The sequence below is a fragment of the Microbispora sp. NPDC049633 genome, from assembly GCF_040675265.1.
Lineage (GTDB): Bacteria > Actinomycetota > Actinomycetes > Streptosporangiales > Streptosporangiaceae > Microbispora > Microbispora maris.
Genome location: NZ_JBFAOO010000038.1, coordinates 17,361 through 43,881, shown reverse-complemented (window position 1 = coordinate 43,881; position 26,521 = coordinate 17,361). Strand labels below are relative to the sequence as shown.

Sequence of the window (26,521 nt, the reverse complement as noted above, 5' to 3'; positions counted from 1 at the left end):
GCCCGATCCGAGGCCTAATCTGTGTCCGTGCCCCAGTCCGCCGATCCCGCCGTAGACCCCGCCGCCGGTCCCGCCGTAGACCCCGCTGCCGTGTCCGCGCGGGACCGCGACGCGGTGCTGCACGCGGTCAGCTCGGCCGTGCTCGCCGTCACCCGGCACCTGTCGGTCCGCGAGGTCCTCCAGGTGATCGTGCGGTCGGCGGCGCGGCTGCTCGACGCGAAGTACGCCGCGCTCGGCGTGCCCGACGACGACGGCGCGTTCGCCGAGTTCGTGGCCGAGGGCATCTCCGACGAGCAATGGAAGGCCATCGGCCCGACCCCGCGCCAGCACGGCATGCTGGGCGCGATGCTGCGTCAGGGGACGCCGGTCCGGCTCGCCGACATCCGCAAGGACCCCAGGTTCGAGTGGTGGCCGAAGGCCCATCCGATCCTCAAGGACTTCCTGGGCGTGCCGATCACGGACGGCGGCACGGTCCTCGGAATCATCTTCCTGTCCAACAAGCGGACGCCCGGCGGGTTCGACGATGCCGACGAGGAACTGCTGACGTTGTTCGCGGCGCACGCCGCCATCGCGATCACCAACGCCCGGCTCTACGAGCGGGGGCGCGAGCTCACGGTGATCGAGGAACGCACCCGCATGGCCCGCGAACTGCACGACGCCGTCAGCCAGAAGTTGTTCTCGCTGCGGCTGACCGCGCGGGCCGCCGCCGCGCTCGCCCGTACGGACCCGGAGCGGGCGGCCGAGGCGATCGACCGGGTCGAGCGGATGGCGGGGGAGGCGCTGACCGAGCTGCGCGCGGTGATCGTGGAGCTGCGCCCGCCCGAGCTGGACCGGCACGGCCTGGTGGAGAGCCTGCGCAAGCAGGTAGTCCTCCTCGACCGGCTGCACCCCGCGAGGGTCGCCTTCACGGCCGAGGGCGAGCCGCCCGGCGACCCCGACCTGGACAGCGCCCGCGATCTGGCGCCCGAGATCGAGGTCGCCGTGCTCCGGGTCGCCCAGGAGGCGCTGCACAACGCCGTACGCCACGCCCGGGCCGGCCGCATCGACGTGCGGCTCGCGCACGAGGAGACCGGGCTCGTGCTTGAGGTGAGCGACGACGGCGCGGGGTTCGACAGCACCGGGCTCGACGGTGCGGGAGTGCACGGCCTCGGCCTGCCGTCGATGAGCGACCGGGCGCAGGCCGTCGGCGGCAGGCTGTCGGTCTCCTCCGCGCCCGGCCGCGGCACGACCGTACGACTGGAGGTGCCCGCGTGATCCGCGTGCTCATCGCCGACGACCATCCCGTCGTACGGCAGGGCCTGCGCACGTTCCTGGAGATCCAGGAGGACATCAGCGTCGTGGGGGAGGCGGCCGACGGCGCGGAGGCCGTGACGATGACCGGCGAGCTCGCCCCCGACGTCCTGCTGCTCGACCTGAAGATGCCGGTGCTCGACGGCCTCGGCGCGCTCACGGAGCTGTCCGGCCGGGACGTGCGTGTGATCGTCCTCACGTCGGTGAGCGACCGCGGCGACGTGGCCCCCGCCATGCGGGCGGGCGCGGCGGGCTTCCTCTACAAGGACGTGGACCCCGGCGCCCTCGTCCAGGCGATCCGCGCCGTGCACGGCGGGCAGGTCCTGCTCGCGCCGGAGGCCGCCGAGGCGATGCTGGCCGGCCCGGGCCGCGAGCAGAGCGGGGTGGCGGTCGCGCTGACCGACCGGGAGCGCGAGGTGCTGCGGCTGCTCGCCGCGGGCCGCTCGAACCGCGAGATCGCCCGCGAGCTCGTCGTGGCGGAGAAGACCGTGAAGACCCACGTCTCCAACGTGCTCATGAAGCTCGGCGTGCAGGACCGCACCCAGGCCGCGCTCTACGCCGTACGTCACGGCCTCGCCTGAGCCGGAAATGGTAGTTCGTCCCGCGAATTGAATACTCTGGGCGAATGAGCAAGGATGACGGCGGCCGGATCGGGACGGTGGCCGCACTCGTGCGGTCCACGTTCCTGGTGAATGCCGTATACGCGGATTCCGCCCGCGAGTACGGCCTGACCCAGCAGCAGGGCCAGTTGTTGTGCGTCCTGATGGCGCAGCCCTACGGCATGAGCGAGCTGGGCGCGATGCTCGGCCTGGCCAAGTCGAGCCTGACCGGCCTGGTGGACCGCAGCGAGCGCAACGGGCTGGTCGAGCGCGGATCGGACCCCCGGGACTCGCGCGCGGTGCGGGTGTCGCTCACCAGGAAGGGCGCCGAACTGGCGGACGAGTTCTACGCCGAGACCTGCCGCCGTGTCGAGCGGCTCACCGAGCGGTTCACCCCGGCGGAGCGCGACACGCTCGCCGCTCTGCTCGGCCGCGTCGTGACGGACAACGAGGTCCCCACCGTGTTCAAGGAACCGGACCCCGCGCGTTAGGGATTGAAGTTCGCACTACGAACTAATATGGTTCGTGGTACGAACTGCAGCATTTCCTCGCGTCGGAAAGGCAGAGCATTGTCCGCACACGACGTCGTCTTCGGTTTCGGCGCGCACACCGGCATCGACGACATCCCCCAGCTGTTGCGCATGGCCCGGCAGGCCGACCGGGACGGGCTCGACATCTTCACGTTGTCCGACCACCCCTACCTCGGGGGGCGTCTGGACGCCTATGCCGCGCTCGGCTTCGTCCTCGGGAGCACGCGGCACATCGCCGGTTTCGCCAACGTCACCAACCTGCCGACCCGGCCCGCGCCCATGCTGGCGCGCACGGTGACCTCGTTGTCGGCGCTGTCGGGCGGCCGGGTCGTGCTCGGCATGGGCGCGGGCGGGTTGTGGGACCGCATCGCCGACATGGGGGTGCCGCTCCTTTCGCCCGGCGACGCCGTGGACGCCTTCGAGGAGGCGATCGTGCTGGTCAAGCTGTTGTCGGGCGGCGGCCCTCCGGTCACCTACGAGGGCAAGCACTACCGGGTGCACCGGATCGAGCCGGCCCCCGTGCCCGCGCCGCCCGTGTGGACCGGATCGGTCGGCCGCAAATCCCTGGCCGCCACCGGCCGGGTGGCCGACGGCTGGATCCCCGGCCACGCGGCCGACTGGCTCAGCGAGCGATACCGCACGTCACGGCCGGTCATCGACGACGCGGCGGCGTCCGCCGGCCGCGATCCCGGCGAGATCCGCACGGTCTTCAACTTCCCCGGGCGCATCACCGAGCGGCCGCTGCCCGCCACCCGCGACTCCGACGGCCGCTGGATCGGCGGCTCCGCCGCCCAGTGGGTCGAGGAACTGACCGGAGCCGTGCTGGAGCACGGCGCGTCGGGCTTCACGCTCTTCTCCGCGGACCATGGCGCCCCCGACCTCACCCTCCTGGCCCGCTGGGCCCAGGAGGTCGTGCCGGCCGTCCGCGAGGCGATCGCGAAGCGGTGAGGACGGTCCGGGCGGGGGTCAGACCTGGGACTCGACGACGGCGTTGTGCGCGGCCACCCTCGCCCGGCGTACGGCGCGGTCGAGGTCGCGCAGGGCCTGGCCGCGGGCGCCGACCTGCCCCGAGGTGAGCCCTCGCTCGTCGGCGAGGCGGAGCGCGAGCGCCAACCGGGAGGCGAGGGCGCCGACCCGATGAGCCCTGCCCGGGTAGCCGGGCGCGAGAGCCTCGCCGGCGCGGTCGAGGGCATCCGGCGCGGGGAAGCCCTGTGCGGGCCCGTCCACCCCCAGCAGCGCCTCGGTGGCGGCCATCATGGTGGTCCGCAGCGCCTGCTCAGCCTCGGCCAGCGACGGCACGTCGGGCGGGACGGCCGACGCCTCGGCCACCGTCCAGCGGACCCCGGAGTACGACGAGCCGCGCCGGTCGCCGGCCGGCACGAGGCCGAGGCACCGGCCGGGCAGGACGGCCACGGCGGCCTGGCCCGCGTCGATGGCGGCGCCGTTGAACACGGGCGGGCCGGTGAGCCCGAGCGGGTCGCCGGGCACGGGCAGGGCCAGCCGGAACGCGTGGAGCCCTTCGATCCGCCGGTCCACGAGGAAGGCCAGCAACGGAGTGTCGACGCCGTCCGCCGCCACCACCTGCGGTCCGGCCTCGCGCTCGACGCGGTCGAGGGCGTCCTCCAGGCTCACGTGTCCCCCCAGCCAGGCGTTGCCCCAGGCGACGAGCGTGGCGGAGATCGGTGAATCGGTGCGCACCCGATCCACGATATGTGGTCGGACTGCCATAGTTTTATCTCAGCGAACCACGGGAGGGGGCCACATGGGCGGTCAGGTGCTTCAGCTTCAGGACGTGGCCGTCCGCAGGGACGGTGCCGCCCTGCTGCGCGGCATCGACTGGAGCGTCCGGGAGGACGAGCGCTGGGTGGTGATCGGGCCCAACGGCGCGGGGAAGACGACGTTGCTCCAGGTGGCCGCATCGCTGCTGTTCCCGTCCGAGGGCTCGGTCGAGATCCTCGGCGAGCGGCTCGGCCAGGCGGACGTGTTCGACCTGCGGCCCCGGATCGGCCTGGCCAGCGCGGCCCTGTCGGAGCGCATCCCGCCGGACGAGAAGGTCATCGACCTCGTGCTCACCGCGTCGTACGCGATCCTGGGCCGGTGGACGGAGGAGTACGACTCCCACGACGTCACCCGGGCGGTCGAGCTGATCGACCAGCTCGGCTGCGCCCACCTGATCCGGCGGCGCTTCGCGACGCTGTCGGAGGGCGAGCGCAAGCGGGTGCAGATCGCCCGGGCGCTCATGCCGGACCCCGAGTTGCTCCTGCTCGACGAGCCCGCCGCCGGGCTCGACGTGGCGGGCCGCGAGGACCTGGTACGCCGCCTCGGCGCGCTGGCCACGGACCCGAAGTCGCCCACGATGGTGCTGGTCACCCACCACGTCGAGGAGATCCCGCCCGGGTTCACCCACGTGCTGCTGCTGCGGCACGGCTCGGTGGTCGCCCAGGGGCCCATCGACTCGGTGATGACACCGGACAACCTGTCCGCGACGTTCGGCGTGCGGCTGCACCTCGACCGCGGGCAGGAGGGCCGCTGGTACGCCCGTCCCCTCTGACCTCCTCGCGGAACCCGCCGCCTACCCTTGGCGGATGGCCGGACAGCGAGGGGCGCGGCCGTGGTCTGGACTGAGGAGCGCGCGGGAGCGAAGCGACCAAGCGTGACGAGGGCTGTGCTCATCGCGCGACTCCGGCACGACCAACGGCCTCAAAGCGCCCCGAGCAGCCGAGCGAAGCGAGGCAGGAAAACAGGGAGTAGTGCGAGTGACGCCGTGGGAGGCGGCCGCGGTCTTCGCGGCCGGTGTCGGGGCCGGGGGCATCAACGCCGTCGTGGGATCGGGGTCGCTCATCACGTTCCCCACGATGCTGGCCGTGGGCTTCCCGCCGATCGTCGCGAACGTGTCCAACAACGTCGGGCTCGTCCCCGGCGGCGTGACCGGGGTGCTCGGCTACCGCGCCGAGCTCACGGGCCAGCGCGAGCGGCTGCTGCGGCTCGGCGTCGCGTCGGTGATCGGTTCGTTCGCCGGCGGCCTGCTCCTGCTGTGGCTGCCCGCGGAGGCGTTCAAGGTCATCGTCCCGGTGCTCATCGCGGTCGCCTGCCTCCTCGTGGTGTTCCAGCCGAGGATCAACGAGTGGCTCGCCGTACGGCGCAGGCCGCACCCCCACGGCGGGCCGTGGCTGTGGCTGGGCGTCCTCGGCGCCGGCATGTACGGCGGCTATTTCGGCGCCGCCCAGGGGATCGTGCTGATCGGCCTGCTCGGCAGCTTCCTCGACGAGGACCTGCAACGGGTGAACGCGGCCAAGAACCTGCTGTCGCTGCTGGTTAACGGCACCGCGGCGGTGCTGTTCGCGTTCATCGCCCCGGTGGACTGGGCCGCCGTGCTGATGGTCGCGCTCGGCTCGGCCGTCGGCGGGTTCCTCGGCGCCCGGGTGGGCCGCCGGTTGCCCGCGCCCTTGCTGCGGGGATTCATTGTCGTCGTCGGTGTCGTGGCGATTGTGAAGCTGGTGTCCTGAAAGGGTATGTCTGCCCTTATGAAGGGCGACCGGGTGGAGATCGTCATCGATGCGGGGGGAACCCCGCGCACCTACGAGGTGGTCGCGACCAGGGCGGGCCGCCGGATCGAGATCACGACGGGCCGCGGAGTGGTCGAGGTCAGCGAGGTCACGCGGGCGGGCACTCCCGTCCGCACCGCGAGGTTCATGTCCAACCGCGTCCTGGCGCTGGTGGAGCATCCCGCCGACGACCGCGGCCCGGACACCGGCTGAGCCGGTCCGGGCACGGTGCGGCCGACGGGCGCGAGGTCACTCCGCGGGGCGGACCTGGATGACGCCGTCCTGCCGCAGCCGGGTCTGGAAGGCGGGCTGGCGCGACGTCGCGGGACCGTGCATGACGCGGCCGTCGGAGATGCGGAAGGCGCTGCCGTGCCACGGGCAGACGATGCAGGCCTCGCCCTCCTCCATGGCGACCCGGCCCTGGTGGAGGGGACCGGCGAGGTGGGAGCAGTTGTCCGCGAGCACGCTCACGTCGTCGCCGAGACGCAGCACGAACAGGTCGATGTAGCCGAGCCGCCGCCGGACCGGCCGTCCGTTGGGCAGGTCCTTGAGCGAGCACAGGTCGTGCCAGCCGAGCGGCATGAGGTGGCTGACCGACTCCGCGTGGTTGGCCCCGGCCGCCTGGCGGTAGGACATGTGGCTGCCCAGGTGCGCGCCCGCCGAGGCCGCCGCGAGGCCCGCGTACCCCAGGGTGCGTCCGGCCCGTTCGCGTCCCGTGAACCGTAAGAGGAGGGAGCCGGCGTAACAGAGCGCCGCCGTGGCGTTGGTCATCGCGTGCACGAAACCCACGCGCTGCTGCTCCCGGTGCAGCGTGGACCAGTCGGTGAGCCCCGCCGCCACCGTGGGAACGGCGCTGGCCAGCCCGGCGAGGATCAGCGTCCGCGCCGCGCGTGGGCCGGTCTTGGTCATGTCCACCACGCTGGCCGACAGCAGGCAGCCGAAGGTCGTCACGGCGAGCGCCGGATGCAGCGGGTGTCCCATGGGCACGCCGTGCAGGACGTCCCGGAGCTTGCCGGGCCCGAGCCTGCGGCGGACCTTCTTCGAAATGACGGCTATCGGCCGGTCGAGCGCGGTGGCCCGCTCGAGCCCGTCGAGGAGCTCCGCCGAAGGGACCCTCCGTGCCGTCTTGCCCGCACGTCGCGGCCTGGTCGTCTCTTCCATGTTCGCCCCCTAACACGGGATCACGTACCCCCGCGTCACAGGTGTGAACATGGACAGGCATGAGACGGTATGTGCGAGTTTTGGGTGGAAGAGCGTGCGACGGCCCTCGGTGTCGTCGCCCGGTCAGGGCGCCAGATGACCGCGGGCGACCGAGGTGGCGACCAGCCCCGCGGCGTACTCGCCGAGCGTGGGGGATCCCTCCTTGATGAGCCGCACCTTCTCCATCACCTGGGCGGCCGTCACCTTGAACAGCGACCAGGTGCCACCCTCGTTGTGGTGGTTCGCGATGATCGGAGCGAGCCGGTCGAGCGCCCTGGCGAACTTCGCCTCCGGTGTGCGCCGTTCCTCGAACTCGTCCCACAGCGTCCGCAGCCGTGTCCCCTGGTCCTCCGGGAGCAGCCCGAAGATGCGGTCGGCCGCCGCGCGTTCGAGGGCGGCCTGCCCCTCGACGGCGGCGGCGTCGTAGATGAAGGTGTCACCCGCGTCGATCTCCACGATGTCGTGGACGAGCAGCATCGCGACCACCTTGGTCATGTCGGTGCCCGGAGGCGCGTGCTCCGCCAGGGTCATCGCCATCATGGCCAGATGCCAGGAGTGCTCCGCGTCGTTCTCCCGGCGAGAGCCGTCGATCAGCGAGTTCCGGCGGATGACGCGCTTCAGCTTGTCGATCTCCATGTGGAAGGCGAGCTGAGACTGCAGCCGTTCGTGGATGAGCGCGGTCGTCACCCGCGCAAGCCTAACCGGTCACGATCACCTTCCGCCTGATTCACGGGCGCGTGCCGCGCGGACGCGCCCGGGCGCCGGCGGCACGTCAGACGGTGAAGAGGCGGCCGACCTCCTCCAGTTCGCGGACGAGGTCGAAGCGGGGGTCGCGGTAGTGCCGGGCGCCGAAGCCGGTGCGGCTCACGGTCCATCTCAGTTCGCGTGCCCACCTGTCCTGGTCGGCGCACAGCGCCAGGTCGGCCATCGTCATCCGGCTTCTGACCAGCGATAACCAGGCGGCACCGGGGGGATTCATGGGAGCCCTCCTTCCGGACGGGTGCCAAGTGGAGATCTCGTCGTTCTCCGAATTCGTCGTACGGAGGGCGCGGTCCCGGCGCGGGAACGGCCCATCGGGTGATCGCTGTTCAGCGGACGCGAGCGCCGGCGACGCCGGCCGGATGTCGAGATCCCACTGGCCCGGATGCCTCCCGTTGTCACGCGCATCCGAAGCGGCCGGCGCCCCTCGCCGGGCGCGTGCCCCGGATGGGGAATCGGGCCTCGGAGTATTTCGCCGGCGGCCGCCGGCGCCCCCACAATCCGGAAGACCCTTCCCGTATCGATCGTGACTCAGGACGCATTCCCCTGCAATACTTGGCGAAAAGAATTCCGCAAGAATCTTGTGCGGATGCGCCGCAAATCGCGGTGCAAGTTGCACGAGCGGGCGTTGTAATCTTCGGACAGGGCGCCCCTCATCCGTGCGCCCGATCCGCCGGGGCGCGCCCACCATCCGTGCGTCCACCGGAACACCGGAACACCGGACTTACCGGACTCACCGGACGAAGGAGGTCGGCAGGGATGCCCGAGCACGGCAGTCCCACCGTCCGCCGACGGCGCCTGGGGCAGGAACTGCGCCGGTTGCGGGAGCGCGCCGATCTGACGGGCGACCAGGTCGCCGCCCGGCTCGGCTGGTCGGCAGCGAAGATCAGCAGAATAGAGACGGCGCGGACCTCGCCAAGAACGGCCGACGTTGAAGCGCTACTCGTGATCTACATGGTAGATTCCGGCCAACGCCAAGAGCTTCTCGCCCTGCACCGGGACGCGACCCGGAAGGGCTGGTGGGAGGATTACCGCGACTCCCTGCCGAAGGAATACACGACGTTCCTTGGCCTGGAGGCCGAAGCCACGACGGCACGCGACTGGGAACCCCAGGTGGTGCCGGGCCTGTTCCAGACAGAGGCCTACGTCCGAGCCATGATGGAGAGCGGACAGCGGAGCACCCTTGAGGCGCCGGGCAACGTCCGCAGCCGGATCGAGGTCCGGATGGCACGCCAGCAGGCGGTTCTCAGGGCGGAGAGCCCGCTGGCCATCTCGGCCGTCCTGGAGGAGTCGGTCCTGCTGCGCCGGTTCGGTGACCACGAGGTGATGCGGGAACAGCTCAGGCGGCTGGTCGAGGTGTCGGAACTGCCGAACGTCGAGTTGCGGATCCTTCCGCTCGACGCGGACCACCCGATCAACACCGGGGCGTTCTGCCACCTCAAGCTGCCGGAGTTCCACGACGTGGTGTATTTGGAAGCCCTTCTGGGTGGGCGTCTGGTCGAGGACGAGGCCATCGTCTACCGGTACGAGGTGGCATTCGACTACCTGGAGACGAAGGCCCTCGACGTGGACGAATCCCGCCGGTTCTTGGAGAAAACTGTCCGTCACTGGCGATAGCCAGCTTTAGACCGCCCCGGAGACCCGCGCGAATGATTTCCGGGGGGAGAAAACATTGTCCATGAACTCGATTGACCTGTCCGGCGCCGCGTGGTGGAAGAGCAGCCGGAGCTCTAACAACTGCCAGTGCGTCGAAGTCGCCGTTCTCCCCGACGGCCACGTGGGGGTGCGTGACAGCAAGAACCAGGATGGTCCCGCTCTCGTCTTCACCCCCGCCGAATGGGACGCCTTCATCGGCGGCGTCAAGGACGGCGAGTTCGACCTCTGAGCGCCCTTCGCTGAGCAGAGGGCCGGGGTCGTTTACCGACTCGGGCCCTCGCCCTCCGCCTTCCGGCTAGGAGGCTACCCAGCGCTCCTATGATGACCGCTCCAGCGCAGGTCACAAGCACAAGGAGCGGACCGCTTGATCAGCGCAGCTGGCGCCACTGATGGAGTGGCTGGCAGCGGTGGACCGCTAGGGCCGGCTTCCTCGTATTCTTCTTCGACTAGCTGCCAGAAGAGCCGCTTGCTGCCATCCTTATGAGTCGCAGATGATGATTCCGCCCCGAGTCCTTTCGGGCTGCGCGTGACTCCTTTGCCTGTAGTGCAAGAGAGGCGGACACACCTGTTAAGGCGAGAGCTGAGAGCAGAGCGGAGGCGGCACCGTACGTCTGCCCTACGTACTGAGTCTGAGCCAGTCGAGGTACGTGCTCGCCGTGCCGGGCGTCGGCGGCCGTAAACGACTGAGGTGGAAGCCCGATCATCCCGCCCACGTGGGAGCAGGCCCCGACTCCGTCAGGACAATCCGGCTCACCGGCCGAGCGGATCGCCCGGACGCCCAGGTGGCCTGGGCGACCTGGCGCCGCTCGCCGGTTGCGCGGCCTCTCACCTGAGTCAGCGGGCTTCGAGGTCGCCGTGTGCCTCGATTGAGAGGTCCTGCCAGTCGGCCCAGGTCTTGAGCCGGTCGGCGTAGGCCCGCTCGATCAGTGGGTGGAAGCCCTTGCCGAACAGCACCCGCACCGGCGGGTTGGCGGAGTCCACGAGCTTCAGCAGTGCCTGCGCCGCGGCGGCCGGGTCGCCTGCGGGCATCTTCCCTGTCATCGACCCGAGGTGCTGACGGAGACCGTCGTAGGCCGGGTCGGGCTTGGCCATGTAGCCGTTGGCGAGCGGGTCGGGGTTGTTGCCGTCCCGGGTGGCGAAGCCGCCGGGCTCGATGATGGTCACCTTGACGCCGAACTCGGCGACCTCGCCGGCGAGCGCCTCGTTCAGGCCCTCCAGGGCCCACTTAGAGGCGTGGTACGCGCCGCCGAGCGGCATCGCGATGACCCCGGCGGCCGAGGAAAGCTGGATGATGTGCCCCGAGCGCTGCTCGCGCAGGTACGGCAGCGCGGCCTGGACCACCCACACCGCGCCGAACAGATTGGTCTCGAGCTGGTCGCGCAGTTCCTGTTCTGTAAGTTCTTCGACCGCGCCGATCTGGGCGTAGCCGGCGTTGTTCACGATGACGTCGAGCCGGCCGAAGTGCTCCTTGGCGCGCTTCACGCTCTCGAAGACGGTGGCCCTGTCGGTCACGTCCATCTCCAGTGGAAGCACCGCGTCTCCATAGGTGTCGGCCAGCGCCCGCAGGCTCGCGGTGTTCCGGGCGGTGGCAGCGACCTTGTCGCCGCGCGCCAGGGCGGCCTCCACGAAGTTGCGGCCCAGGCCGCGGGACGAGCCGGTGACGAACCAGACCTTGTGCATGATGTGCTCCTTGTTGCCGCTTTCAGTCGTTACAACCCCCTGGACGAGATAGCCCGGCAGAGATGTGAGATCGCCTGAGTGTGACCTGCGACACAATGCCACTTCTGTCCGGCATGGTGATATCAATGGTCGGCGTGACTCGCGTCGAGGACTTCCAGGAACTGAGGCCGCTGCTTTTCGCGATCGCCTACCGCATCCTGGGCAGCGTGAGCGAGGCCGAGGACGCCGTTCAGGAGGCCTGGCTGCGCTACGAAGGCTCCCCGGCCCAGCCTGAGTCACCCAAGGCCTTCCTGTCGGCCACGGTGACGCGGATCTCGATCGACGTGCTGCGCTCGGCCCGCGTCCGGCGCGAGGCTTACGTCGGGCCATGGTTCCCCGAACCGCTGCTGACCGACCCCTACCAGGACCCGGAGCGGTCGGCGGAGCTGTCCGATTCGTTGTCGATGGCGGCGCTGATCCTGCTGGAGCGGCTCAGCCCGCTTGAGCGTGCGGTCTTCGTGCTCCGCGAGGTGTTCGCCTTCAGCTACCGGGAGATCGCCGCCGCGGTGGAGCGGTCGGAGGCGGCCTGCCGCCAGCTCGCGGTGCAGGCGCGCCGTCACATGGACGCGGGCCGGCCCCGCTTCGAGGCGGATCGCCGGGCCCGCGAGCAGCTCGCCGGGCGGTTCTTCCAAGCGATGAGGGAGGGGGACGTCACAGGGCTGCAGGAACTGCTGGCCGCCGACGTCCAGCTGGTCAACGACGGCGCCGGCAAGATCGGGAGTACGATCCCCCTCTTCGGCGTCGCGAAGGTCGCCCGGGTGCTGTCCGTCGCCATCCCGCCGTTCGCCCAGATCGGCGCGGTGCTGGAGGCGCACGAGGTGAACGGCCAGCCGGGTGCGATCATCCGCGACCGAGACGGTCACATCTGCAACGTCTGGACGCTCGACATCCTGGACGGACGCATCCAGACCATCCGCTCGATCGTCAATCCCGACAAGCTCGCTCACCTAGGCCCCGTCGCCGACGCCCACGCGGTCATCCGCGAGAAGAAGCAGACCCGCCGCGACCAGCAGACGCCATGATGGGCGGCACGCGGGTCGGCCGGGCGGAGTCCCGCAAGGCGCTCAATGACGACTGGCAGGTCAACTCGGATATCGCAATCTCAGCTGGTCCATTGAGCCCTTCTAATCCTGAGTAGGGGCCGGCGACCGCACCGGGAAGAGCAGGAGAGGCCCAGACCAGGCGGCCGGCGGGATCGGCGAGGACCTGGACGTCCATCCCATGGCGCTTGTGCTTGCCGGAGTAGTACGGCTTCTGGCCGGCGACGCGGTCGATCGGGATGGGGCATCGGATCTTGGTCGACTGCTGTCTTACCGGGAGCCTCACCTCACACCCAACCCCGCTCTCCCACGCCCATCCTGACCAGCGCCATCAGGATGAAAATGGCTCAGTGCACCAACTAGCAACCGTCGGCTCCTAGGTACGCCCGCGGGACGCGCGTACGGCCCGCGACCGGAATGGCGCGAGCCGTACGCGAGGGGAAGGGGGTCAGGCGACGACGCCGAGCCCCTGGGCGACGCGCTGGCCGAGGTCCTTGTGGACGTTGGTCCAGTATTCGACCACGCGCTTCTTCATGTCGGCGGTGACCTCGGGAGCCGAGGCGTGGCCGACGATGTTGCTCACCATGTGGTCGCGGTCGACGTCCGAGAGCACGTTCTCCCACAGCGCGCGCGGCTGGACGAAGTCGTCGTCCTCGCGGTGCCTGACGTAGGCGCTCCGGATGATCTCACCGGCGATCTGGTAGTTCTCGCCCTGATAGAGCGAGGGGTCGGCGGCCGGGCCGCCGAAGGAGTTCGGCGCGTACAGCGGGTCGCCCGGGTTGGCGAACGCCATTGCGCCGTCCTTGTTGTAGCTGTGGACGGGCGACTTGGGACGGTTCACCGGGAGCTGCAGGTAGTTGGCGCCGATGCGGTAGCGGTGGGTGTCCGGGTAGGAGAACAGCCGGCCCTGGAGCATCTTGTCCGGGGACGCGGCGATGCCCGGCACCAGGTTGGCGGGTTCGAAAGCGGCCTGCTCGATCTCCGCGAAGTAGTTCTCCGGGTTGCGGTTCAGCACGAACCGGCCGATCGTGATCTCCGGGTAGTCGGAGTGCGGCCAGACCTTGGTGAGGTCGAACGGGTTGAACCGGTAGTCCGCCGCGTCCTCGAACGGCATGATCTGGACGTTGACCTTCCACGCCGGGTGGTCGCCGTTCTTGATCGCCGTGTGGAGGTCGCGGATGTGGAAGTCCGGGTCTTCCGCCGTCAGCGCCTTGGCCTCGGCGTCGGTGAAGTTCTCGATGCCCTGCTCGGTCTTGAAGTGGTACTTGACCCAGAACTTCTCGCCCGCGGCGTTGTACCAGAGGAAGGTGTGCGAGCCGAAGCCATGCATGTGCCGCCAGGTGCGCGGCGTGCCCCGGTCGGTCATGAGGAACGACACCTGGTGGGCCGACTCGGGCGACAGCGTCCAGAAGTCCCACTGCATGTTGTGGTCGTGCAGGTGGTTGTCGGCGCGGCGCTTCTGGGTGTGGATGAAGTCCGAGAACTTCGAGGGGTCGCGGATGAAGAAGATCGGCGTGTTGTTGCCGACGATGTCGTAGTTGCCGTCCTCCGTGTAGAACTTGAGCGCGAAGCCGCGGGGGTCGCGCGCCGTGTCGGCGCTGCCCAGCTCGCCGGCCACCGTGGAGAAGCGCAGGAGCAGCTCGGTCTCCTTGCCCTTCTGGAACAGCGTGGCCTTGGTGTACTGGCTGACGTCCTCGGTGATCTGCAGCACGCCGTACGCGCCGCCGCCCTTGGCGTGCACCACGCGCTCGGGGACCCGCTCCCGGTTGAAGTGGGCCATCTTCTGGATCAGGTAGTGGTCCTGCAGCAGCAGAGGGCCGTTGGGGCCGACGGACAGCGAGAACTCGTCACTGGGGGCCGGGATCCCGGCGTCATCGGTGGTGATGGGCCTGTCGGTCATGGGGCTGTCCTCCGGGGTCGATCCATCGGGGTCTGTCGAGAGCGGGCACTTCGAGAACGGTCACCTGGGACACGGGCACTTCGGCGACGGAGGGCGGGGACGGAGGTCAGACGTGAGCGGAGCCGGGCCGGGCGTCGCCGGCCCCGATCCGGCAGGGCGGGCACAGACCCCAGTAGATGACGTCCGCCTCGTCCACCAGGTAACCGGCGTCCGACGCCGGCTCCAGGCACGGCGCGTGCCCCACCGCGCAGTCGACGTCCCTGACTTGTCCGCAGTGGCGGCAGACGAGGTGGTGGTGGTTGTCGCCCACCCGCGCCTCGTACCGCGTCGGGCTGCCCGCGGGCTCGATGCGGCGGAGCAGCCCGCCGCGCTGCAACGCGTTCAGCGAGTCGTAGACGGCCTGCAGGGACACCTGCCCGACGCGTGCGCACACGCCGCGATGGATGGCGTCCACGTCGAGGTGGTCGCCATCGCTCACGGTCTGCATGATCGCCAGCCGGGCCGCGGTCACTCGCAATCCGGCCTGGCGAAGGCGCCCGGCGTCGTCCACGGCACCCACGCTAGCAGCAAAGTTGAATGATTCAAGCAAAGGAAGTGTCCCAGTTACTTGTCCCACGATCTCCCATGGACTCCCCGGATGTCGGCGGGAGATGGCATGCTCAGGTGCCGTGAGACGTCAGCCCCTCGCCCTGTCCCTGCTCGCCCTCCTCGCGGCTCCCCTCCTCGTCGCGGGATGCAGCCCGGCCGAGAGCGAGCCCGTCCCCGAGGCGTCGCAACCGGAGACGAAGACCTCCACGCCGTCTCCCAAGCCGCCGCAGCGGCGGCCCTTCACCATCTCCTTCGCGGGGGACGTGCACTTCGAGGGGGTCCTGCGCAACCGGCTCAACGCCGACCCGCGTACCGCGCTCGGCCCGATCGCCGCCGTCCTGCGCAAATCCAACCTCACGGCGCTCAACCTCGAGACGGCCATCACCACCGCCGGCACGCCCGCGCCGGGCAAGCAGTTCACCTTCCGCGCCCCGGCCACGGCGTTCACCGCGCTCAAGGCCGCCGGGGTGGACGTCGTCACGATGGCCAACAACCACGGCATGGACTACATGGAGAGCGGCCTGGCCGACACGCTCAAGGCGATCAAGTCCTCGAAGTTCCCCGTCATCGGCATCGGCGCGAACGAGACCGAGGCATACCGGCCCTACCGCAGGACGGTCAACGGCAACCGGGTGTCGATCATCGGCGCCACTCAGGTGCTCGACTCGCAGTTCATCCAGTCCTGGACCGCCGCCGGCGACAAGGGCGGGCTCGCCTCCGCCAAAAACGAGCCCCGTCTCGTCCGGGCCGTACGGCAGGCCCGCAAGAACTCCGACACCGTTATCGTGTTCCTCCACTGGGGCACGGAGCTGGTCAAGTGCCCGACGCCGGTGCAGCGGAGCCTGGCGGACAAGCTCGTGGCCGCGGGGGCCGACGTGATCGTGGGCAGCCACGCGCACATCCTGCTGGGCGGCGGCTACTCCGGCCAGGCGTACGTGCACTACGGCCTCGGCAACTTCGCCTTCTACAACTGGGGCCCGGACACCGGAGCGACCGGTGTGCTCACCCTGACGATCAACGGCAGGAAGGTGCTCAAGGACCAGTGGACCCCCGCCCGGATCAACGGCGGCGTGCCGATTCCCGCGACGGGCGGCGCCAAGCAGCAGGCGCTCGGCTCCTACCGCGCGCTGCGCGGCTGCACCGGCCTGTCGGCGGCGCCCGCCGACTCCTGACGGCGAAAGAAACCACCGGATTCTTGCCGCAAATCAGACGACTGGCCGATTAGCGCTGACCGTCGCGCGTGAAACAGGCAAGATGGGTGAGTGTCCAGCCGGTACGTGAGGGAAGCAGGCGGTCCCGCCGTCGCCGTCGAGCCCTGTGTCGAGCCCTGTGTCGAGCCCTGTGTCGAGCGCGGTGTCGTCGAGCGCCGTCTCGCCGACTGTGACGTCGAGCACTGTGACGTCGTCGAGCAACGGAGCGGTGAGGGTGGTGAGGGGATGTCGCCGCGCTCGTCGCATCCCGATGAGCCGCTGCGGCGGCGTCCTTCGCAGCGTCGTAGTGCCCGCAGGGTGGAGCGGATGCTCGACGCCTGCGCCGAGTTGCTCGACGAGGGCGGGTACGACGCGCTGACGACCACCAGGGTGGCCGAGCGGGCCGGGGTGGCGATCGGTTCGGTCTACCAGTTCTTCCCCGACAAGCGGGCGCTCAGCCAGGCCCTGACCCGGCGCAACGTCGAGTCGTTCGTGGCCCGGGTCGGGCGGCGTTTCATGGTCGAGCACTACGCCGGCTGGTGGGACGCCGTCGACGCCGTCATCGACGAGTACGTCGAGATGCACCGCAGCGTGCCCGGATTCCGCTCGCTGCACTTCGGCGAGGTCTTCGATCTCGGCCTCCTCGACTCCGTGGCCGACAACAACACCGTGATCGCCGGGCGGCTCCGGGCGCTTCTCCTCGCCGAATTCGGTCTGGCGGACAGCGAAGAATTGGACCGTGCCATTCCCGTCGCCGTGGAGGCGGGGGACGCGGTGCTGAAGCTCGCCTTCCGGCACGACCCGAACGGCGACTCGGAGATCGTGGCCGAAGCCAAGCAACTGGTCTGCGGATACCTGTCCCGCCAGCTCGCCTCCGCCGTCTCGCGGCGCGGGTGACACCCGCGCGCGGGCGGGGCCGTCCGGCTCGGGGACTCACTCGCGGGATGGGCTCGGCTCGGCCGGTGCCTGAGGGCCGGGCACGCCGCGGGGGACGTCGATCGAGGGCCACAGTCCCGGCGAGCTGCCCTGCACGTAGGCGGTGTTCTGCCACGACCTGGTGTGGGTGCGCGGCGGTATCGTCAGCTCCCGCGGGTCGTCCTCGTCCGTCCGGCTCGGCTGTCCCTTCTCCGCCTTGTCGGTACGGCACCCCAGCGCCGCCGCGGGCTCCATTCTGAGTTCCATGATCTGCAGCTTGGCCTGCAGCCGGGCCAGTTCGGCGCGGGCATGGTCGAGCGCCTCGTACTGCGCCGTGACGAAACCGGCGAAACCGGGGACCACTGCGGCGAGCACCGTTGTGGAGGCGAGAGTCAGTATCACCCGCTTGGACATGCTGTAGCGCTCCTCGCCGAGCTTCGATTGGCACAGGCAGGGTGCGATATGCCCGACTATCTGCCGAGAAAAGCGCATAGTAGTCAAACGTGTACTAATCGTTGCTTCGGCAATGCCTGATGTTGTCCTGCGAAAGCAGGCCGGGATCGGTAGCCTCGGCACTGTGGCACATGTGACAAATGAGCAGGTGGACCGACTGCTCGAACAGGCCCTGCTGCTCGATGACCACGGTGCCCTCGCCCGCCGCCTCGACGCGCTGGCCCAGGGGTACGAGTCCGGAGAGATGTCGAGGGCGGCGATCCTCGTGCTCGCCGCGGAGGAGTGGCGCCAGGCCGGTCAGCCCGCGGCCGCACTCGACCGCTACCAGAGCGCGATGGAGGACGGCGGGGAGGTGCCGGTGGACCCGCGTGCCGGGATCGCCGACACGCTGTTCGAGCTCGATCGGCCCGAGGAGGCCAGGGCTGTGATCGCCGCGATCCGGGCGGGTGACTGCAGCCCGGCCACCGCGCTGACCGTGGCCGAGACGCTCGTGGCGTACGGCGACCTCGGCGCGGCGCACGAGTGGGCCACCGACGGGATCCGGGCCTGCGGGGGTGCGGGATCGGGCATCCGCGACTCCCTGCTGCGCACCCGCTACCGCATCCGGGTCGACCTCGGCCTGCCCGAGGACGACCTGGACGCCCTCCTCGACGTCTCCCGCTGAGCCTCCCGGCGCCCATGCGAAAGGGGCCGTGAACCACGGCCCCTTGGAGTCTCGCTGTCTCGGGTCTCGCTGTCTTCGGTGTTCCGGCGGGTCGGTGCCGGGTGGGAGCTCTGTTGGGCGGGGCGACGCGGCTCACCGCGGCCGGTGTGCGCCCTTCCGGCAGGTGCTCGTCTCCCGTCCCGGCGAACTCGTCCTCGTACGGCCCCGGCCGTCGAACCCGGGCCGCCGGCCGCCGTCTTCGCCCGCCCGCCCGCCCGGGACGTACGGCGAATTAGGGCAGGAGCTTCTTGCCGGTGGCGTCGGCCAGGTCGGTCACCGCGCGTGTGCCCGTGGCCTTGGTGAGGGCGGCCGGTGCGGTGATGTCGCCGTTCTGCCCGCGCGTGGCCGCCTTGGGGTACTCGCGCGGCTGCATCCGCGGCACGTGCCGGCCGTCCGCGGCGTCGGTCCGCACCACCGGGGCGGTCCCCCGCGCGCCGTCGGGCCGTTGACGCCCGTCCTTGGCCCCCTTCTTGCGCTCGCCCTCCGGCAGGGAGGCGTTGCGCGTGCCGGACGCCGGGCGACCGGCCTGGCCCGCCTGGCCCGCCTGGTTCGCCTGGTTCGCGGCCTGCGCCGGCGGCACGAGCCCCGGCTTGCGGGGATGGTGCCCCTTACGGTGGCGGCGGTCCCGCGCCGGGAATGTCCGCGTGCTCTGCTCCTGGCCCGAGGCGGCGCTCTGCGAACTGTTGCTGTTGGAGACGCCCTCGGGCGTCAGAGTGCCCTGCGTGCCCTGGTTCTGTGCCTCCGGCTTCTGCGCTCCCGGCTTGCGTGCCTCCGGCCTGCGCGGTGAGGTGTTCTGCGCCCCCGGGTTCTGTGCCCCCGGATTCTGCCCCCCTGGATTCTGCGCCCCCGGGTTCTGCGACAGCGTGCCACGGGCCGCGTCGCCGCGGGACGGGGCGCCCGCCGGTTCGCCCTCCGGCTTCGGATGCCGGTGGCCCTTCTTCGGATGCCCCTGCGTGGCGGGGTGCTCCCGCTCGTGGGCGGCCGGCGCGGTCCGCAGCGCCGGTGCGCAGGCGTTCGCGTCGCTCGGCTTGGCCGGCGCGACGGCGAGGAGAGGCACGGTGCTCCTGGCCGGGAACAGGGTCTTGGCGTCCGCCGCGGGGACGGCGGGCGCGGCCTTGGCCGCCGAGGGAGCCGCGCCGGTCATCGCACCCGGCAGCGTACGGGGACCCGGCACGGCCGGCAGGGTGCGGGGGCCGGGCACGGCCGGCAGCGCCGCCGGGACGGAGCGCGTGGTCGTGGCGGGGCCGGTAGGCAAGGAGTTGCGCCCCTGACCGGCGGCCGCTCCGGCCGCGTCGGCGATGCTCAGCACGCCCGCCGCCGGAGCGAGGGTGGTCAGCCCGCCCGTGACGTCACGGCCTGGGACGTCACGGCCTGGGACGTCACGGCCCGTGACATCGCGGCCTGTGACGTCGCCGCTCTGGGTCCGGCAGGCGTCGGCCAGCGCGCCGCCCTTCGCCATCGCCGCGCCCCCGGTCAGCCAGCTCACCCCGGCCGTGACCGCCGCAAGCGCGACGCACCGCCCTCGAATACTTCGTGATGTCCTGGACATCCACGTCCCCCTGATCGCGTACGGTAGTCCGACGAACGCCGAACGTAGCAGCGAGGGAGAAGGGCGGGGCGCGCTTGCCCCAATGGTGGGGAAGACCTTACCGAACGGGCCGGATCGTCAGCGTGTCACCTGCCTCGTCGATATCGACGATTACCTCGTCGCCGTCCCGGATGGCGCCCGACAGCAGCTCCTTGGCGAGCTTGTCGCCGATGGCCGACTGGATCAGGCGGCGCAGCGGGCGCGCACCGTACAACGGGTCGTAGCCGGTCAGCGCGAGCCAGTCGCGGGCCGCGGGGGTGACGGTCAGCGTGAGCCGCCGGTCGGACAGGCGCCGGGCGAGCCGGGTGACCTGCAGGTCCACGATTTGCGACAGCTCCTCGGTGCCCAGCGCGTCGAACACGATGATGTCGTCGAGCCGGTTGAGGAACTCGGGCTTGAACGAGGCCCGCACCGCGTTCATCACGGCGTCGCGCTTGGCCTGGTTCTCCATCGTGGGATCCACGAGGAACTGCGAGCCGATGTTCGAGGTGAGGATCAGGATCGTGTTGCGGAAGTCGACCGTCCGGCCCTGCCCGTCGGTGAGCCGGCCGTCGTCGAGCACCTGGAGCAGGATGTCGAAGACCTCCGGGTGGGCCTTCTCGATCTCGTCGAGCAGCACCACGGTGTAAGGCCTGCGCCGCACGGCCTCGGTGAGCTGGCCGCCCTCCTCGTAGCCGACGTATCCGGGCGGCGCGCCGACCAGGCGGGCCACACTGTGCTTCTCGCCGTACTCGCTCATGTCGATGCGGGTCATGGCCCGCTCGTCGTCGAACAGGAACTCGGCGAGCGCCTTGGCCAGCTCGGTCTTGCCGACGCCGGTCGGGCCGAGGAACAGGAACGAGCCGGTCGGCCGGTCGGGGTCGGAGATGCCGGCCCGGGCCCGCCGTACGGCGTCGGAGACGGCCTGGACCGCCTCGCTCTGGCCGATCAGGCGCCTGCCCAGCTCGTCCTCCATCCGCAGCAGCTTGGCGGTCTCGCCCTCGAGCAGCCGTCCCGCGGGGATGCCGGTCCACGAGGAGATGACCTCGGCGATGTCGTCGGGACCGACCTCCTCCTTCACCATGGGCTCGGCCTCGGCCTCCGCCGACTCGGCGGCCTTGGTCGCCTCCGCGAGCTCCTTCTCCAGGCGCGGGACGTCGCCGTACATGAGCCGGGACGCGGCCTCGAAGTCGCCGTCACGCTGGGCCCGCTCGGCCGCGCCGCGCGCCTCGTCGAGCCGCTTCTTCAGCTCGCCGACCTTGTTGAGGCCGGCCTTCTCCCGCTCCCACCGGCTGACCAGGGCGTTGAGGTCCTCCTGCCGGTTGGCCAGCTCCTCGCGGAGCTTCTCCAGGCGCTGGCGGCTGGCCTCGTCGGTCTCCTTGGCGAGCGCGAGCTCCTCCATCTTGAGGCGGTCCACGCTCCGCTGGAGCTGGTCGATCTCCACCGGCCGCGAGTCGATCTCCATGCGCAGCCGCGACATCGACTCGTCCACCAGGTCGATGGCCTTGTCGGGCAGGAACCGCGCCGTGATGTAGCGGTCGGAGAGCGTGGCGGCGGCGACCAGGGCGCTGTCGGAGATCTGCACCTGGTGGTGCGCCTCGTAGCGGCCCTTGAGCCCGCGCAGGATCGCGATCGTGTCCTCGACCGTCGGCTCGCCCACGTAGACCTGCTGGAACCGCCGCTCCAGGGCCGGGTCCTTCTCGATGCGCTCGCGGTACTCGTCGAGCGTGGTGGCGCCGATCATGCGCAGCTCGCCGCGGGCCAGCATGGGCTTGAGCATGTTGCCGGCGTCCATCGCGCCCTCGGCGGCGCCCGCGCCCACCATCGTGTGCAGCTCGTCGATGAACGTCACGATCTGGCCGTTGCTGTTCTTGATCTCGTTGAGCACGGCCTTGAGGCGTTCCTCGAACTCGCCGCGATACTTCGCGCCCGCGACCATCGCGCCGAGGTCGAGCGCGACCAGGCGCTTGTTGCGCAGGCTCTCGGGCACGTCGCCGGCGACGATCCGCTGGGCGAGGCCCTCGACCACGGCGGTCTTGCCGACGCCGGGCTCGCCGATCAGCACGGGGTTGTTCTTGGTGCGGCGCGACAGCACCTGGATGACCCGGCGGATCTCGCTGTCGCGGCCGATCACCGGGTCGAGCTTGCCGGACCGCGCCCGCTCGGTGAGGTCGACGCCGTACTTCTCCAGCGCCTGGTAGGTGTCCTCGGGGGTCTCGCTGGTCACCCTGGCGTGCCCGCGGACCTTCTCGAACGCCTCGAGCAACGCGTCGGGGGTGGCGCCCGCGGCCTTCAGCAGGTCGGCGACCGGCCCGCCGTCGGTGGCGAGCCCGACCAGCAGGTGCTCGGTCGAGACGTACTCGTCCTCGAGCTGCTTGGCCCGCTGGGCGGCGGTGTTGATGACGCTGTGCAGCTGACGCGAGCTGGACGGCGCGCTCACGGTGGAGCCCTGCGCCTTGGGCAGCCGGTCGAGCAGCTCCTCCGCCTGGGCGCGCAGCTGCCGGGGGTCCGCCCCGACGGCCTGCAGCAGCGACCCGGCGATGCCGCCGTTCTGCGCCAGCAGGGTCGTCAGCAGGTGCGCGGGCGCGACCTCGGGGTTGCCGTCCGCCGCCGCGCGCCGGACGGCCGCGGACAGGGCCTCCTGGCTCTTCTGGGTGAACTTGTAGTCCATATGTGAATGCCTCGATTCGCCGGTCAGGCAGGTGGCAGTTCGTAGCGGACCAGTGCCCGCAACATCGTGAGCTCACCCCTGAGCCGGGTGACCTCCTCGCGCAGGCGCATGTTCTCGGTTTCGAGTTCGAGGATGCGCTTGATGCCGGCGAGGTTGATGCCGTGCTCCTGGGAGAGCCGCTGGACCTCGCGCAGGAGCACGATGTCCCTCGTCGAGTACAGCCGCCCCCGCCCGGCCGTACGACCGGGGCTGACGAGCCCGAGCCGGTCGTACTGGCGGAGCGTCTGCGGGTGCAGCCCGGACAGCTGGGCGGCTACGGAGATCACATAAACAGGTGTGTCGTCGGAGATGTCGAAAAAGCTGGCATCCATCGGCTCACTCGCTTCTGGCCTGCTTGATGAGCTCTTCGCGAAGGTCCGGGCCCTCCGTGGCGTTCCTGAACTCCTCGAGGGCCGCTCGGGCCTTGTCGTCGAGGTTCTGCGGCACCGCGACTTGCACGGTGACCAGCAGGTCGCCCTTCGTGCCGTCCTTGCGGGAGGCCCCCCTGCCACGCACCCGGAACGTCCGCCCGTTGGGCGTCCCCTCGGGAATGCGCAGAGTCACCGGCATCCCCCGGAGAATCGGCACCTTGATCTCGGCGCCGAGCGCGGCCTCGGGGAAGGTGACGGGGACCGTGACGGTCAGGTTCTCCCCGCTGCGCCCGAACACGGGGTGCGGCTTGACGTGGACCAGCACGTAGAGGTCGCCGGCCGGGCCGCCGTTCTCACCGGGCGCGCCCTTGCCCTTGATCCTGATGCGCTGGCCGTCGCCGACCCCGGCCGGGATGCGGGCCTGGATCGTACGGGTGCTCTTGCCGCGCCCGCTGCCGTCGCAGACGGGGCAGGGGTCGTCGACCACCAGGCCCCGGCCGCGGCAGTCGCGGCACGGCTCGGAGAAGGCGAAGTTGCCGAGGTTGCGGCTGGCCGCCCCGGTTCCCTCGCAGGTCGGGCAGACCCGTGGCGTGGTGCCTGCCTTCGCCCCCGTGCCGCCACAGGCGGTGCAGGCGGCCGAACTGGTCAGCCGGAGTGACACGGTCGTGCCGTCGACCGCCTCGCCGAAGGCGAGCGTCACCTCCGATTCGACGTCCTGGCCGCGCCGGGGCCGGGCATTGGTCGTGCGCGTGCCCGTGCCCGCGCCGCCCCGGTTGAACAGCCCCCCGAACAGGTCCCCGATCCGCTCGCCCGACCCCGAGCCGCCGAACAGGTCGCCGAGGTCGAAGTTGAAGCCGCCACCGGCCCCGCGCGGGCCGCCCGCCCCCGCGAAGCCGCCCACACCCGACCCGAACAGGGTGCGCGCCTCGTCGTACTCCTTGCGCCGCTTGACGTCGGACAGCACGTCGTACGCCTCGGAGACCTCCTTGAACTTCTCCTCGGTCTCCTTGTTCCCCGGGTTGGCGTCGGGGTGGTACTGCCGGGCGAGCTTGCGGTACGCCTTCTTGATCTCCTCGGCGCTCGCGGTCTTGGGCACACCAAGGACGGCGTAGTAGTCCTTTTCCAAGTAGTCCTTGGTGCTCATCTATCGCTTCCTTCGCACGAAAGGGGGAGTCAATCTGTGTTCCCGCGGGCGGTCCCGCGGCTGTCGTCGCGGGTGCCCTCGCGGGTCTCTCCCGATCTTCGCCGATCGGGAGAGACTCCGCGGTTTTCAGTTCTCGTCCGGCCCGCCGGACTCACCGGAGCCGGCCGCCGTCTCCTCCGGCGCCGCCTCCTCGCTCGGCTCGGCGACGGCCACGCGGGCGGCCCGCAGGATCCGGTCGTTGACCCGGTAGCCGGGCTGGAGGATCTCGACGCACGTCGGCTCGCTCACCTCCGCCGAATAGCTGTGCAGCAGGGCCTCGTGCACGGTCGGGTCGAAGGGGTCGCCCTTCGCGCCGTACGCGGTCAGGCCCAGCTTGCCGACGGCCGCCTCCAGCGATTCGCTCACCTTCGCGAAGCCCCCGGTCAGCTCGCCGTGGTCGCGGGCGCGACCGATGTCGTCGAGCACCGGCAGCAGTTCGGTGAGCACGCTCGCGACGGCCTGCTCCCTGACGGCGATCCGGTCGCGATCGACCCGCTTGCGGTAGTTGCTGAACTCCGCCTGGAGCCGCTGGAGGTCGGCGGTGCGCTCGGCGAGCAGGTCCGTCGCGGACCCCCCGGCGGGCGCCGTCGCCGTCTCCGTCCCGTCGTCCCCGGGGACCGCCTCGGTGGCGTCCCCGGCGGAGTCGCGGGCCTTGCCGGTCTCCGGGTCGATCTTGCGGTTGTCGCGGATCACCGGCTCCTCCTCGGCGCCGTTCTCACGCGGGCTCACTTGCGGCCGCCCTCCCGCTCGTCGTCGACGATCTCGGCCTCGACCACGTCCTCGTCGGCCTTCGCCTGCGCGCCCTCCGCGCCCGCGTCGGCCGCGGCGCCCTCGGCGCCGCCCTGCGACTGGGCGTAGATGGCCGAGCCCATCTTCTGGCTGACGGTCGCGAGCTTCTCGGCGGCGGTGCGGATGACCGGGATGTCCGTGCCCTCCAGCGCCTTCTTCAGCTCGGCGAGCGAGTCGTTGACCTCGGTCTTGACGTCGGCCGGGACCTTCTCGTCGTTCTCGCGGAGGAACTTCTCCGTCTGGTAGGCCAGAGCGTCCGCGTTGTTGCGGACCTCGGCCTCCTCGCGGCGCTTCTTGTCGTCCTCGGCGTAGGACTCGGCCTCGCGCATCATGCGCTCGATGTCGTCCTTGCCCAGAGCCGAGCCGCCGGTGATGGTCATCGACTGCTCCTTGCCCGTGCCGAGGTCCTTCGCGGAGACGTTCACGATGCCGTTGGCGTCGATGTCGAAGGTGACCTCGATCTGCGGGATGCCGCGCGGGGCCGGGGCGATGCCGGTCAGCTCGAAGGTGGCCAGCTTCTTGTTGTACGCCGCGATCTCACGCTCGCCCTGGTAGACCTGGATCTGCACCGACGGCTGGTTGTCCTCGGCCGTGGTGAAAACCTCCGAGCGCTTGGTCGGGATCGTCGTGTTGCGCTCGATGATCTTGGTGAAGATCCCGCCCTTGGTCTCGATGCCGAGGCTCAGCGGGGTGACGTCGAGCAGCAGGACGTCCTTGACCTCGCCCTTGAGGACGCCGGCCTGGAGTGCGGCGCCGATGGCGACGACCTCGTCCGGGTTCACGCCCTTGTTGGGCTCCTTGCCGCCGGTCAGCTCCTTGACCAGCTCGGACACGGCCGGCATACGGGTGGAACCGCCGACCATGACCACGTGGGCGATGTCGGCGACCTTGATCCCCGCGTCCTTGATGACCTGGTTGAAGGGGCCCTTGCAGCGCTCGAGCAGGTCGGCGGTGATCCGCTGGAACTCCGCCCGGGTCAGCTTCTCCTCCAGGTGCAGCGGGCCCTCGGAGGAGGCGGTGATGTAGGGCAGGTTGATCGTGGTCTCGGTCTGGGCCGACAGCTCGATCTTGGCCTTCTCGGCCGCCTCGCGCAGGCGCTGCAGGGCCATCTTGTCCTTGGACAGGTCGACGCCGTGCGCGTTCTTGAAACGGGTCACCAGCTCGTCGACGACCCGCTGGTCCCAGTCGTCGCCGCCCAGGTGGTTGTCACCGCTGGTGGCCTTGACCTCGACGAACCCGTGCCCGTCCTCCTGGCCGACGTCGAGCAGGGACACGTCGAAGGTGCCGCCGCCGAGGTCGAAGACCAGGATGGTCTGGTCCTTCTCCTTGTCCAGGCCGTAGGCCAGGGCCGCGGAGGTGGGCTCGTTGATGATGCGCAGCACGTTGAGGCCCGCGATCTGGCCGGCCTCCTTGGTGGCCTGCCGCTGGGCGTCGTTGAAGTACGCCGGAACGGTGATCACCGCGTCGGTGATCTTCTCGCCCAGGTACGCCTCCGCGTCCTGCTTGAGCTTCTGCAGGACGAACGCGCTGATCTGCTGGGGCGTGAACTTCTTGCCGTCGATCTCGATCGACCAGTTCGTGCCCATGTGGCGCTTGACCGAGCGGATGGTCCTGTCGACGTTCGTCACCGCCTGCCGCTTGGCGACCTCGCCGACGAGAACCTCCCCGTTCTTCGCGAACGCGACCACGGACGGCGTGGTCCGCGAGCCCTGAGCGTTCGCGATGACCGTGGGCTCGCCGCCCTCGAGAATCGAGACGACGGAGTTGGTCGTCCCCAGGTCGATACCTACCGCACGTGCCATGAGTACGTCCTT

27 protein-coding genes and 2 pseudogenes are annotated in these 26,521 nt (G+C 70.4%); 13 read left to right on the top strand and 16 right to left on the bottom strand.

Features of this window, described 5'->3' with window-relative positions; genetic code table 11:
- Positions 1–27 precede the first annotated feature (27 nt).
- The 4 genes from AB0J39_RS12990 to AB0J39_RS12975 all read left to right on the top strand — a co-directional run bounded on the left by AB0J39_RS12990 (position 28) and on the right by AB0J39_RS12975 (position 3,367).
- Positions 28–1,254 (top strand): GAF domain-containing sensor histidine kinase, encoded by a 1,227-nt coding sequence (locus AB0J39_RS12990; RefSeq protein WP_363463846.1) that lies wholly within the window; start codon positions 28–30, stop codon positions 1,252–1,254.
- Positions 1,251–1,871 carry a response regulator transcription factor gene (locus tag AB0J39_RS12985; protein WP_363463845.1) on the top strand — a complete coding sequence of 207 codons (621 nt, stop codon included), beginning with the start codon at positions 1,251–1,253 and terminating at the stop codon, positions 1,869–1,871. The genes AB0J39_RS12990 and AB0J39_RS12985 overlap by 4 nt, the downstream gene beginning before the upstream one ends.
- A 44-nt stretch (positions 1,872–1,915) precedes the next feature.
- Positions 1,916–2,380, top strand: a complete 465-nt coding sequence (locus AB0J39_RS12980) for a MarR family transcriptional regulator (protein ID WP_363463844.1) — start codon at positions 1,916–1,918, stop codon at positions 2,378–2,380.
- A 78-nt stretch (positions 2,381–2,458) separates the two neighbouring features.
- Positions 2,459–3,367: an LLM class flavin-dependent oxidoreductase gene (locus tag AB0J39_RS12975; RefSeq protein WP_363463842.1), complete on the top strand. Its 909-nt coding sequence runs from the start codon at positions 2,459–2,461 to the stop codon at positions 3,365–3,367.
- A gap of 18 nt (positions 3,368–3,385) precedes the next feature.
- On the opposite strand, the gene AB0J39_RS12970 is transcribed toward AB0J39_RS12975, so the two are convergent.
- Positions 3,386–4,117 (bottom strand): hypothetical protein, encoded by a 732-nt coding sequence (locus AB0J39_RS12970; protein ID WP_363463841.1) that lies wholly within the window; start codon positions 4,115–4,117, stop codon positions 3,386–3,388.
- Between the two features lie 64 nt (positions 4,118–4,181).
- On the opposite strand from AB0J39_RS12970, the gene AB0J39_RS12965 reads away from it, so the two are divergent.
- The 3 genes from AB0J39_RS12965 (at position 4,182) to AB0J39_RS12955 (ending at position 6,177) form a co-directional block, all read left to right on the top strand.
- A complete protein-coding gene (locus AB0J39_RS12965) occupies positions 4,182–4,970 on the top strand; it encodes an ABC transporter ATP-binding protein (protein WP_363463839.1) in 789 nt (262 codons plus the stop codon).
- Between the two features lie 205 nt (positions 4,971–5,175).
- Positions 5,176–5,925, top strand: a complete 750-nt coding sequence (locus AB0J39_RS12960) for a sulfite exporter TauE/SafE family protein (RefSeq protein WP_363463838.1) — start codon at positions 5,176–5,178, stop codon at positions 5,923–5,925.
- A gap of 6 nt (positions 5,926–5,931) precedes the next feature.
- Complete coding sequence (locus tag AB0J39_RS12955; RefSeq protein WP_363463836.1) at positions 5,932–6,177, top strand: hypothetical protein; 246 nt, start codon at positions 5,932–5,934, stop codon at positions 6,175–6,177.
- Positions 6,178–6,213: 36 nt separating this feature from the next.
- Here AB0J39_RS12955 and AB0J39_RS12950 read toward each other — a convergent pair whose 3' ends face one another.
- The 3 genes from AB0J39_RS12950 to AB0J39_RS12940 all read right to left on the bottom strand — a co-directional run bounded on the left by AB0J39_RS12950 (position 6,214) and on the right by AB0J39_RS12940 (position 8,143).
- On the bottom strand, positions 6,214–7,125 hold the full coding sequence (locus tag AB0J39_RS12950) for a Rieske (2Fe-2S) protein (RefSeq protein ID WP_363463834.1): 912 nt from the start codon (positions 7,123–7,125) through the stop codon (positions 6,214–6,216).
- 123 nt (positions 7,126–7,248) lie between these two features.
- Positions 7,249–7,800, bottom strand: a complete 552-nt coding sequence (locus tag AB0J39_RS12945; RefSeq protein ID WP_363463859.1) for an HD domain-containing protein — start codon at positions 7,798–7,800, stop codon at positions 7,249–7,251.
- A gap of 136 nt (positions 7,801–7,936) precedes the next feature.
- Positions 7,937–8,143: a hypothetical protein gene (locus AB0J39_RS12940; RefSeq protein ID WP_363463832.1), complete on the bottom strand. Its 207-nt coding sequence runs from the start codon at positions 8,141–8,143 to the stop codon at positions 7,937–7,939.
- Between the two features lie 539 nt (positions 8,144–8,682).
- On the opposite strand from AB0J39_RS12940, the gene AB0J39_RS12935 reads away from it, so the two are divergent.
- Both AB0J39_RS12935 and AB0J39_RS12930 read left to right on the top strand, forming a co-directional pair.
- Positions 8,683–9,540 carry a helix-turn-helix transcriptional regulator gene (locus tag AB0J39_RS12935; RefSeq protein WP_182905307.1) on the top strand — a complete coding sequence of 286 codons (858 nt, stop codon included), beginning with the start codon at positions 8,683–8,685 and terminating at the stop codon, positions 9,538–9,540.
- A 61-nt stretch (positions 9,541–9,601) separates the two neighbouring features.
- Complete coding sequence (locus AB0J39_RS12930; RefSeq protein ID WP_363463830.1) at positions 9,602–9,808, top strand: DUF397 domain-containing protein; 207 nt, start codon at positions 9,602–9,604, stop codon at positions 9,806–9,808.
- 217 nt (positions 9,809–10,025) lie between these two features.
- On the opposite strand, the gene AB0J39_RS12925 is transcribed toward AB0J39_RS12930, so the two are convergent.
- Both AB0J39_RS12925 and AB0J39_RS12920 read right to left on the bottom strand, forming a co-directional pair.
- Positions 10,026–10,283, bottom strand: coding sequence for a DUF6082 family protein (locus AB0J39_RS12925; RefSeq protein WP_363463829.1), 258 nt, complete (start codon positions 10,281–10,283; stop codon positions 10,026–10,028).
- A 130-nt stretch (positions 10,284–10,413) separates the two neighbouring features.
- Positions 10,414–11,259 carry an SDR family NAD(P)-dependent oxidoreductase gene (locus AB0J39_RS12920; protein ID WP_363463828.1) on the bottom strand — a complete coding sequence of 282 codons (846 nt, stop codon included), beginning with the start codon at positions 11,257–11,259 and terminating at the stop codon, positions 10,414–10,416.
- Between the two features lie 125 nt (positions 11,260–11,384).
- Here AB0J39_RS12920 and AB0J39_RS12915 point away from each other — a divergent pair, with 125 nt between their 5' ends.
- On the top strand, positions 11,385–12,320 hold the full coding sequence (locus AB0J39_RS12915; protein WP_363463826.1) for an RNA polymerase sigma-70 factor: 936 nt from the start codon (positions 11,385–11,387) through the stop codon (positions 12,318–12,320).
- Between the two features lie 124 nt (positions 12,321–12,444).
- On the opposite strand, the pseudogene AB0J39_RS12910 reads toward AB0J39_RS12915, so the two are convergent.
- The 3 genes and pseudogenes from AB0J39_RS12910 to AB0J39_RS12900 all read right to left on the bottom strand — a co-directional run.
- A pseudogene (locus AB0J39_RS12910) lies at positions 12,445–12,579 on the bottom strand (transposase family protein); the annotation flags it as partial.
- A 207-nt stretch (positions 12,580–12,786) separates the two neighbouring features.
- Positions 12,787–14,238, bottom strand: a complete 1,452-nt coding sequence (locus AB0J39_RS12905) for a catalase (protein WP_363463824.1) — start codon at positions 14,236–14,238, stop codon at positions 12,787–12,789.
- Between the two features lie 106 nt (positions 14,239–14,344).
- Positions 14,345–14,788 (bottom strand): Fur family transcriptional regulator, encoded by a 444-nt coding sequence (locus AB0J39_RS12900; RefSeq protein WP_363463822.1) that lies wholly within the window; start codon positions 14,786–14,788, stop codon positions 14,345–14,347.
- 118 nt (positions 14,789–14,906) lie between these two features.
- Here AB0J39_RS12900 and AB0J39_RS12895 point away from each other — a divergent pair, with 118 nt between their 5' ends.
- Both AB0J39_RS12895 and AB0J39_RS12890 read left to right on the top strand, forming a co-directional pair.
- A complete protein-coding gene (locus AB0J39_RS12895) occupies positions 14,907–15,998 on the top strand; it encodes a CapA family protein (RefSeq protein ID WP_363463820.1) in 1,092 nt (363 codons plus the stop codon).
- Positions 15,999–16,262: 264 nt separating this feature from the next.
- A complete protein-coding gene (locus AB0J39_RS12890) occupies positions 16,263–16,913 on the top strand; it encodes a TetR family transcriptional regulator (protein ID WP_363463858.1) in 651 nt (216 codons plus the stop codon).
- A gap of 36 nt (positions 16,914–16,949) precedes the next feature.
- On the opposite strand, the gene AB0J39_RS12885 is transcribed toward AB0J39_RS12890, so the two are convergent.
- On the bottom strand, positions 16,950–17,345 hold the full coding sequence (locus AB0J39_RS12885; protein WP_363463818.1) for a hypothetical protein: 396 nt from the start codon (positions 17,343–17,345) through the stop codon (positions 16,950–16,952).
- 172 nt (positions 17,346–17,517) lie between these two features.
- Here AB0J39_RS12885 and AB0J39_RS12880 point away from each other — a divergent pair, with 172 nt between their 5' ends.
- Positions 17,518–18,048 carry a tetratricopeptide repeat protein gene (locus AB0J39_RS12880; protein ID WP_363463815.1) on the top strand — a complete coding sequence of 177 codons (531 nt, stop codon included), beginning with the start codon at positions 17,518–17,520 and terminating at the stop codon, positions 18,046–18,048.
- Positions 18,049–18,319: 271 nt separating this feature from the next.
- On the opposite strand, the gene AB0J39_RS12875 is transcribed toward AB0J39_RS12880, so the two are convergent.
- From AB0J39_RS12875 to dnaK, 6 genes and pseudogenes are all read right to left on the bottom strand, one after another.
- On the bottom strand, positions 18,320–19,636 hold the full coding sequence (locus tag AB0J39_RS12875; protein ID WP_363463812.1) for a hypothetical protein: 1,317 nt from the start codon (positions 19,634–19,636) through the stop codon (positions 18,320–18,322).
- 97 nt (positions 19,637–19,733) lie between these two features.
- Positions 19,734–22,325 carry an ATP-dependent chaperone ClpB gene (clpB, locus tag AB0J39_RS12870; protein ID WP_363463809.1) on the bottom strand — a complete coding sequence of 864 codons (2,592 nt, stop codon included), beginning with the start codon at positions 22,323–22,325 and terminating at the stop codon, positions 19,734–19,736.
- 83 nt (positions 22,326–22,408) lie between these two features.
- Positions 22,409–22,696, bottom strand: a pseudogene (locus AB0J39_RS12865) (helix-turn-helix transcriptional regulator); the annotation flags it as partial.
- Positions 22,697–22,700: 4 nt separating this feature from the next.
- Positions 22,701–23,879, bottom strand: coding sequence for a molecular chaperone DnaJ (gene dnaJ / locus AB0J39_RS12860; RefSeq protein WP_363463807.1), 1,179 nt, complete (start codon positions 23,877–23,879; stop codon positions 22,701–22,703).
- 126 nt (positions 23,880–24,005) lie between these two features.
- On the bottom strand, positions 24,006–24,647 hold the full coding sequence (grpE, locus tag AB0J39_RS12855) for a nucleotide exchange factor GrpE (RefSeq protein ID WP_363463806.1): 642 nt from the start codon (positions 24,645–24,647) through the stop codon (positions 24,006–24,008).
- Entirely contained in the window at positions 24,644–26,509 is a 1,866-nt protein-coding gene (dnaK, locus tag AB0J39_RS12850; protein WP_363463804.1) for a molecular chaperone DnaK, read from the bottom strand. Before dnaK ends, grpE begins: the two co-directional genes overlap by 4 nt.
- Between the last annotated feature and the right edge of the window lie 12 nt (positions 26,510–26,521).

Bases quoted from the DNA above. Each gene is read 5' to 3' on its own strand.
- AB0J39_RS12915 (WP_363463826.1), top strand. From the start codon at position 11,385: ATGGTCGGCGTGACTCGCGTCGAGGACTTCCAGGAACTGAGGCCGCTG.
- AB0J39_RS12955 (WP_363463836.1), top strand. From the start codon at position 5,932: ATGTCTGCCCTTATGAAGGGCGACCGGGTGGAGATCGTCATCGATGCG.
- AB0J39_RS12885 (WP_363463818.1), bottom strand. From the start codon at position 17,345: ATGTCCAAGCGGGTGATACTGACTCTCGCCTCCACAACGGTGCTCGCC.
- AB0J39_RS12875 (WP_363463812.1), bottom strand. From the start codon at position 19,636: ATGTCCAGGACATCACGAAGTATTCGAGGGCGGTGCGTCGCGCTTGCG.
- AB0J39_RS12935 (WP_182905307.1), top strand. From the start codon at position 8,683: ATGCCCGAGCACGGCAGTCCCACCGTCCGCCGACGGCGCCTGGGGCAG.
- AB0J39_RS12965 (WP_363463839.1), top strand. From the start codon at position 4,182: ATGGGCGGTCAGGTGCTTCAGCTTCAGGACGTGGCCGTCCGCAGGGAC.
- AB0J39_RS12940 (WP_363463832.1), bottom strand. From the start codon at position 8,143: ATGAATCCCCCCGGTGCCGCCTGGTTATCGCTGGTCAGAAGCCGGATG.
- AB0J39_RS12925 (WP_363463829.1), bottom strand. From the start codon at position 10,283: ATGATCGGGCTTCCACCTCAGTCGTTTACGGCCGCCGACGCCCGGCAC.
- AB0J39_RS12890 (WP_363463858.1), top strand. From the start codon at position 16,263: ATGTCGCCGCGCTCGTCGCATCCCGATGAGCCGCTGCGGCGGCGTCCT.
- dnaJ (WP_363463807.1), bottom strand. From the start codon at position 23,879: ATGAGCACCAAGGACTACTTGGAAAAGGACTACTACGCCGTCCTTGGT.
- clpB (WP_363463809.1), bottom strand. From the start codon at position 22,325: ATGGACTACAAGTTCACCCAGAAGAGCCAGGAGGCCCTGTCCGCGGCC.
- AB0J39_RS12930 (WP_363463830.1), top strand. From the start codon at position 9,602: ATGAACTCGATTGACCTGTCCGGCGCCGCGTGGTGGAAGAGCAGCCGG.
- dnaK (WP_363463804.1), bottom strand. From the start codon at position 26,509: ATGGCACGTGCGGTAGGTATCGACCTGGGGACGACCAACTCCGTCGTC.
- AB0J39_RS12905 (WP_363463824.1), bottom strand. From the start codon at position 14,238: ATGACCGACAGGCCCATCACCACCGATGACGCCGGGATCCCGGCCCCC.
- AB0J39_RS12945 (WP_363463859.1), bottom strand. From the start codon at position 7,800: ATGGAGATCGACAAGCTGAAGCGCGTCATCCGCCGGAACTCGCTGATC.
- AB0J39_RS12920 (WP_363463828.1), bottom strand. From the start codon at position 11,259: ATGCACAAGGTCTGGTTCGTCACCGGCTCGTCCCGCGGCCTGGGCCGC.
- AB0J39_RS12950 (WP_363463834.1), bottom strand. From the start codon at position 7,125: ATGGAAGAGACGACCAGGCCGCGACGTGCGGGCAAGACGGCACGGAGG.
- AB0J39_RS12980 (WP_363463844.1), top strand. From the start codon at position 1,916: ATGAGCAAGGATGACGGCGGCCGGATCGGGACGGTGGCCGCACTCGTG.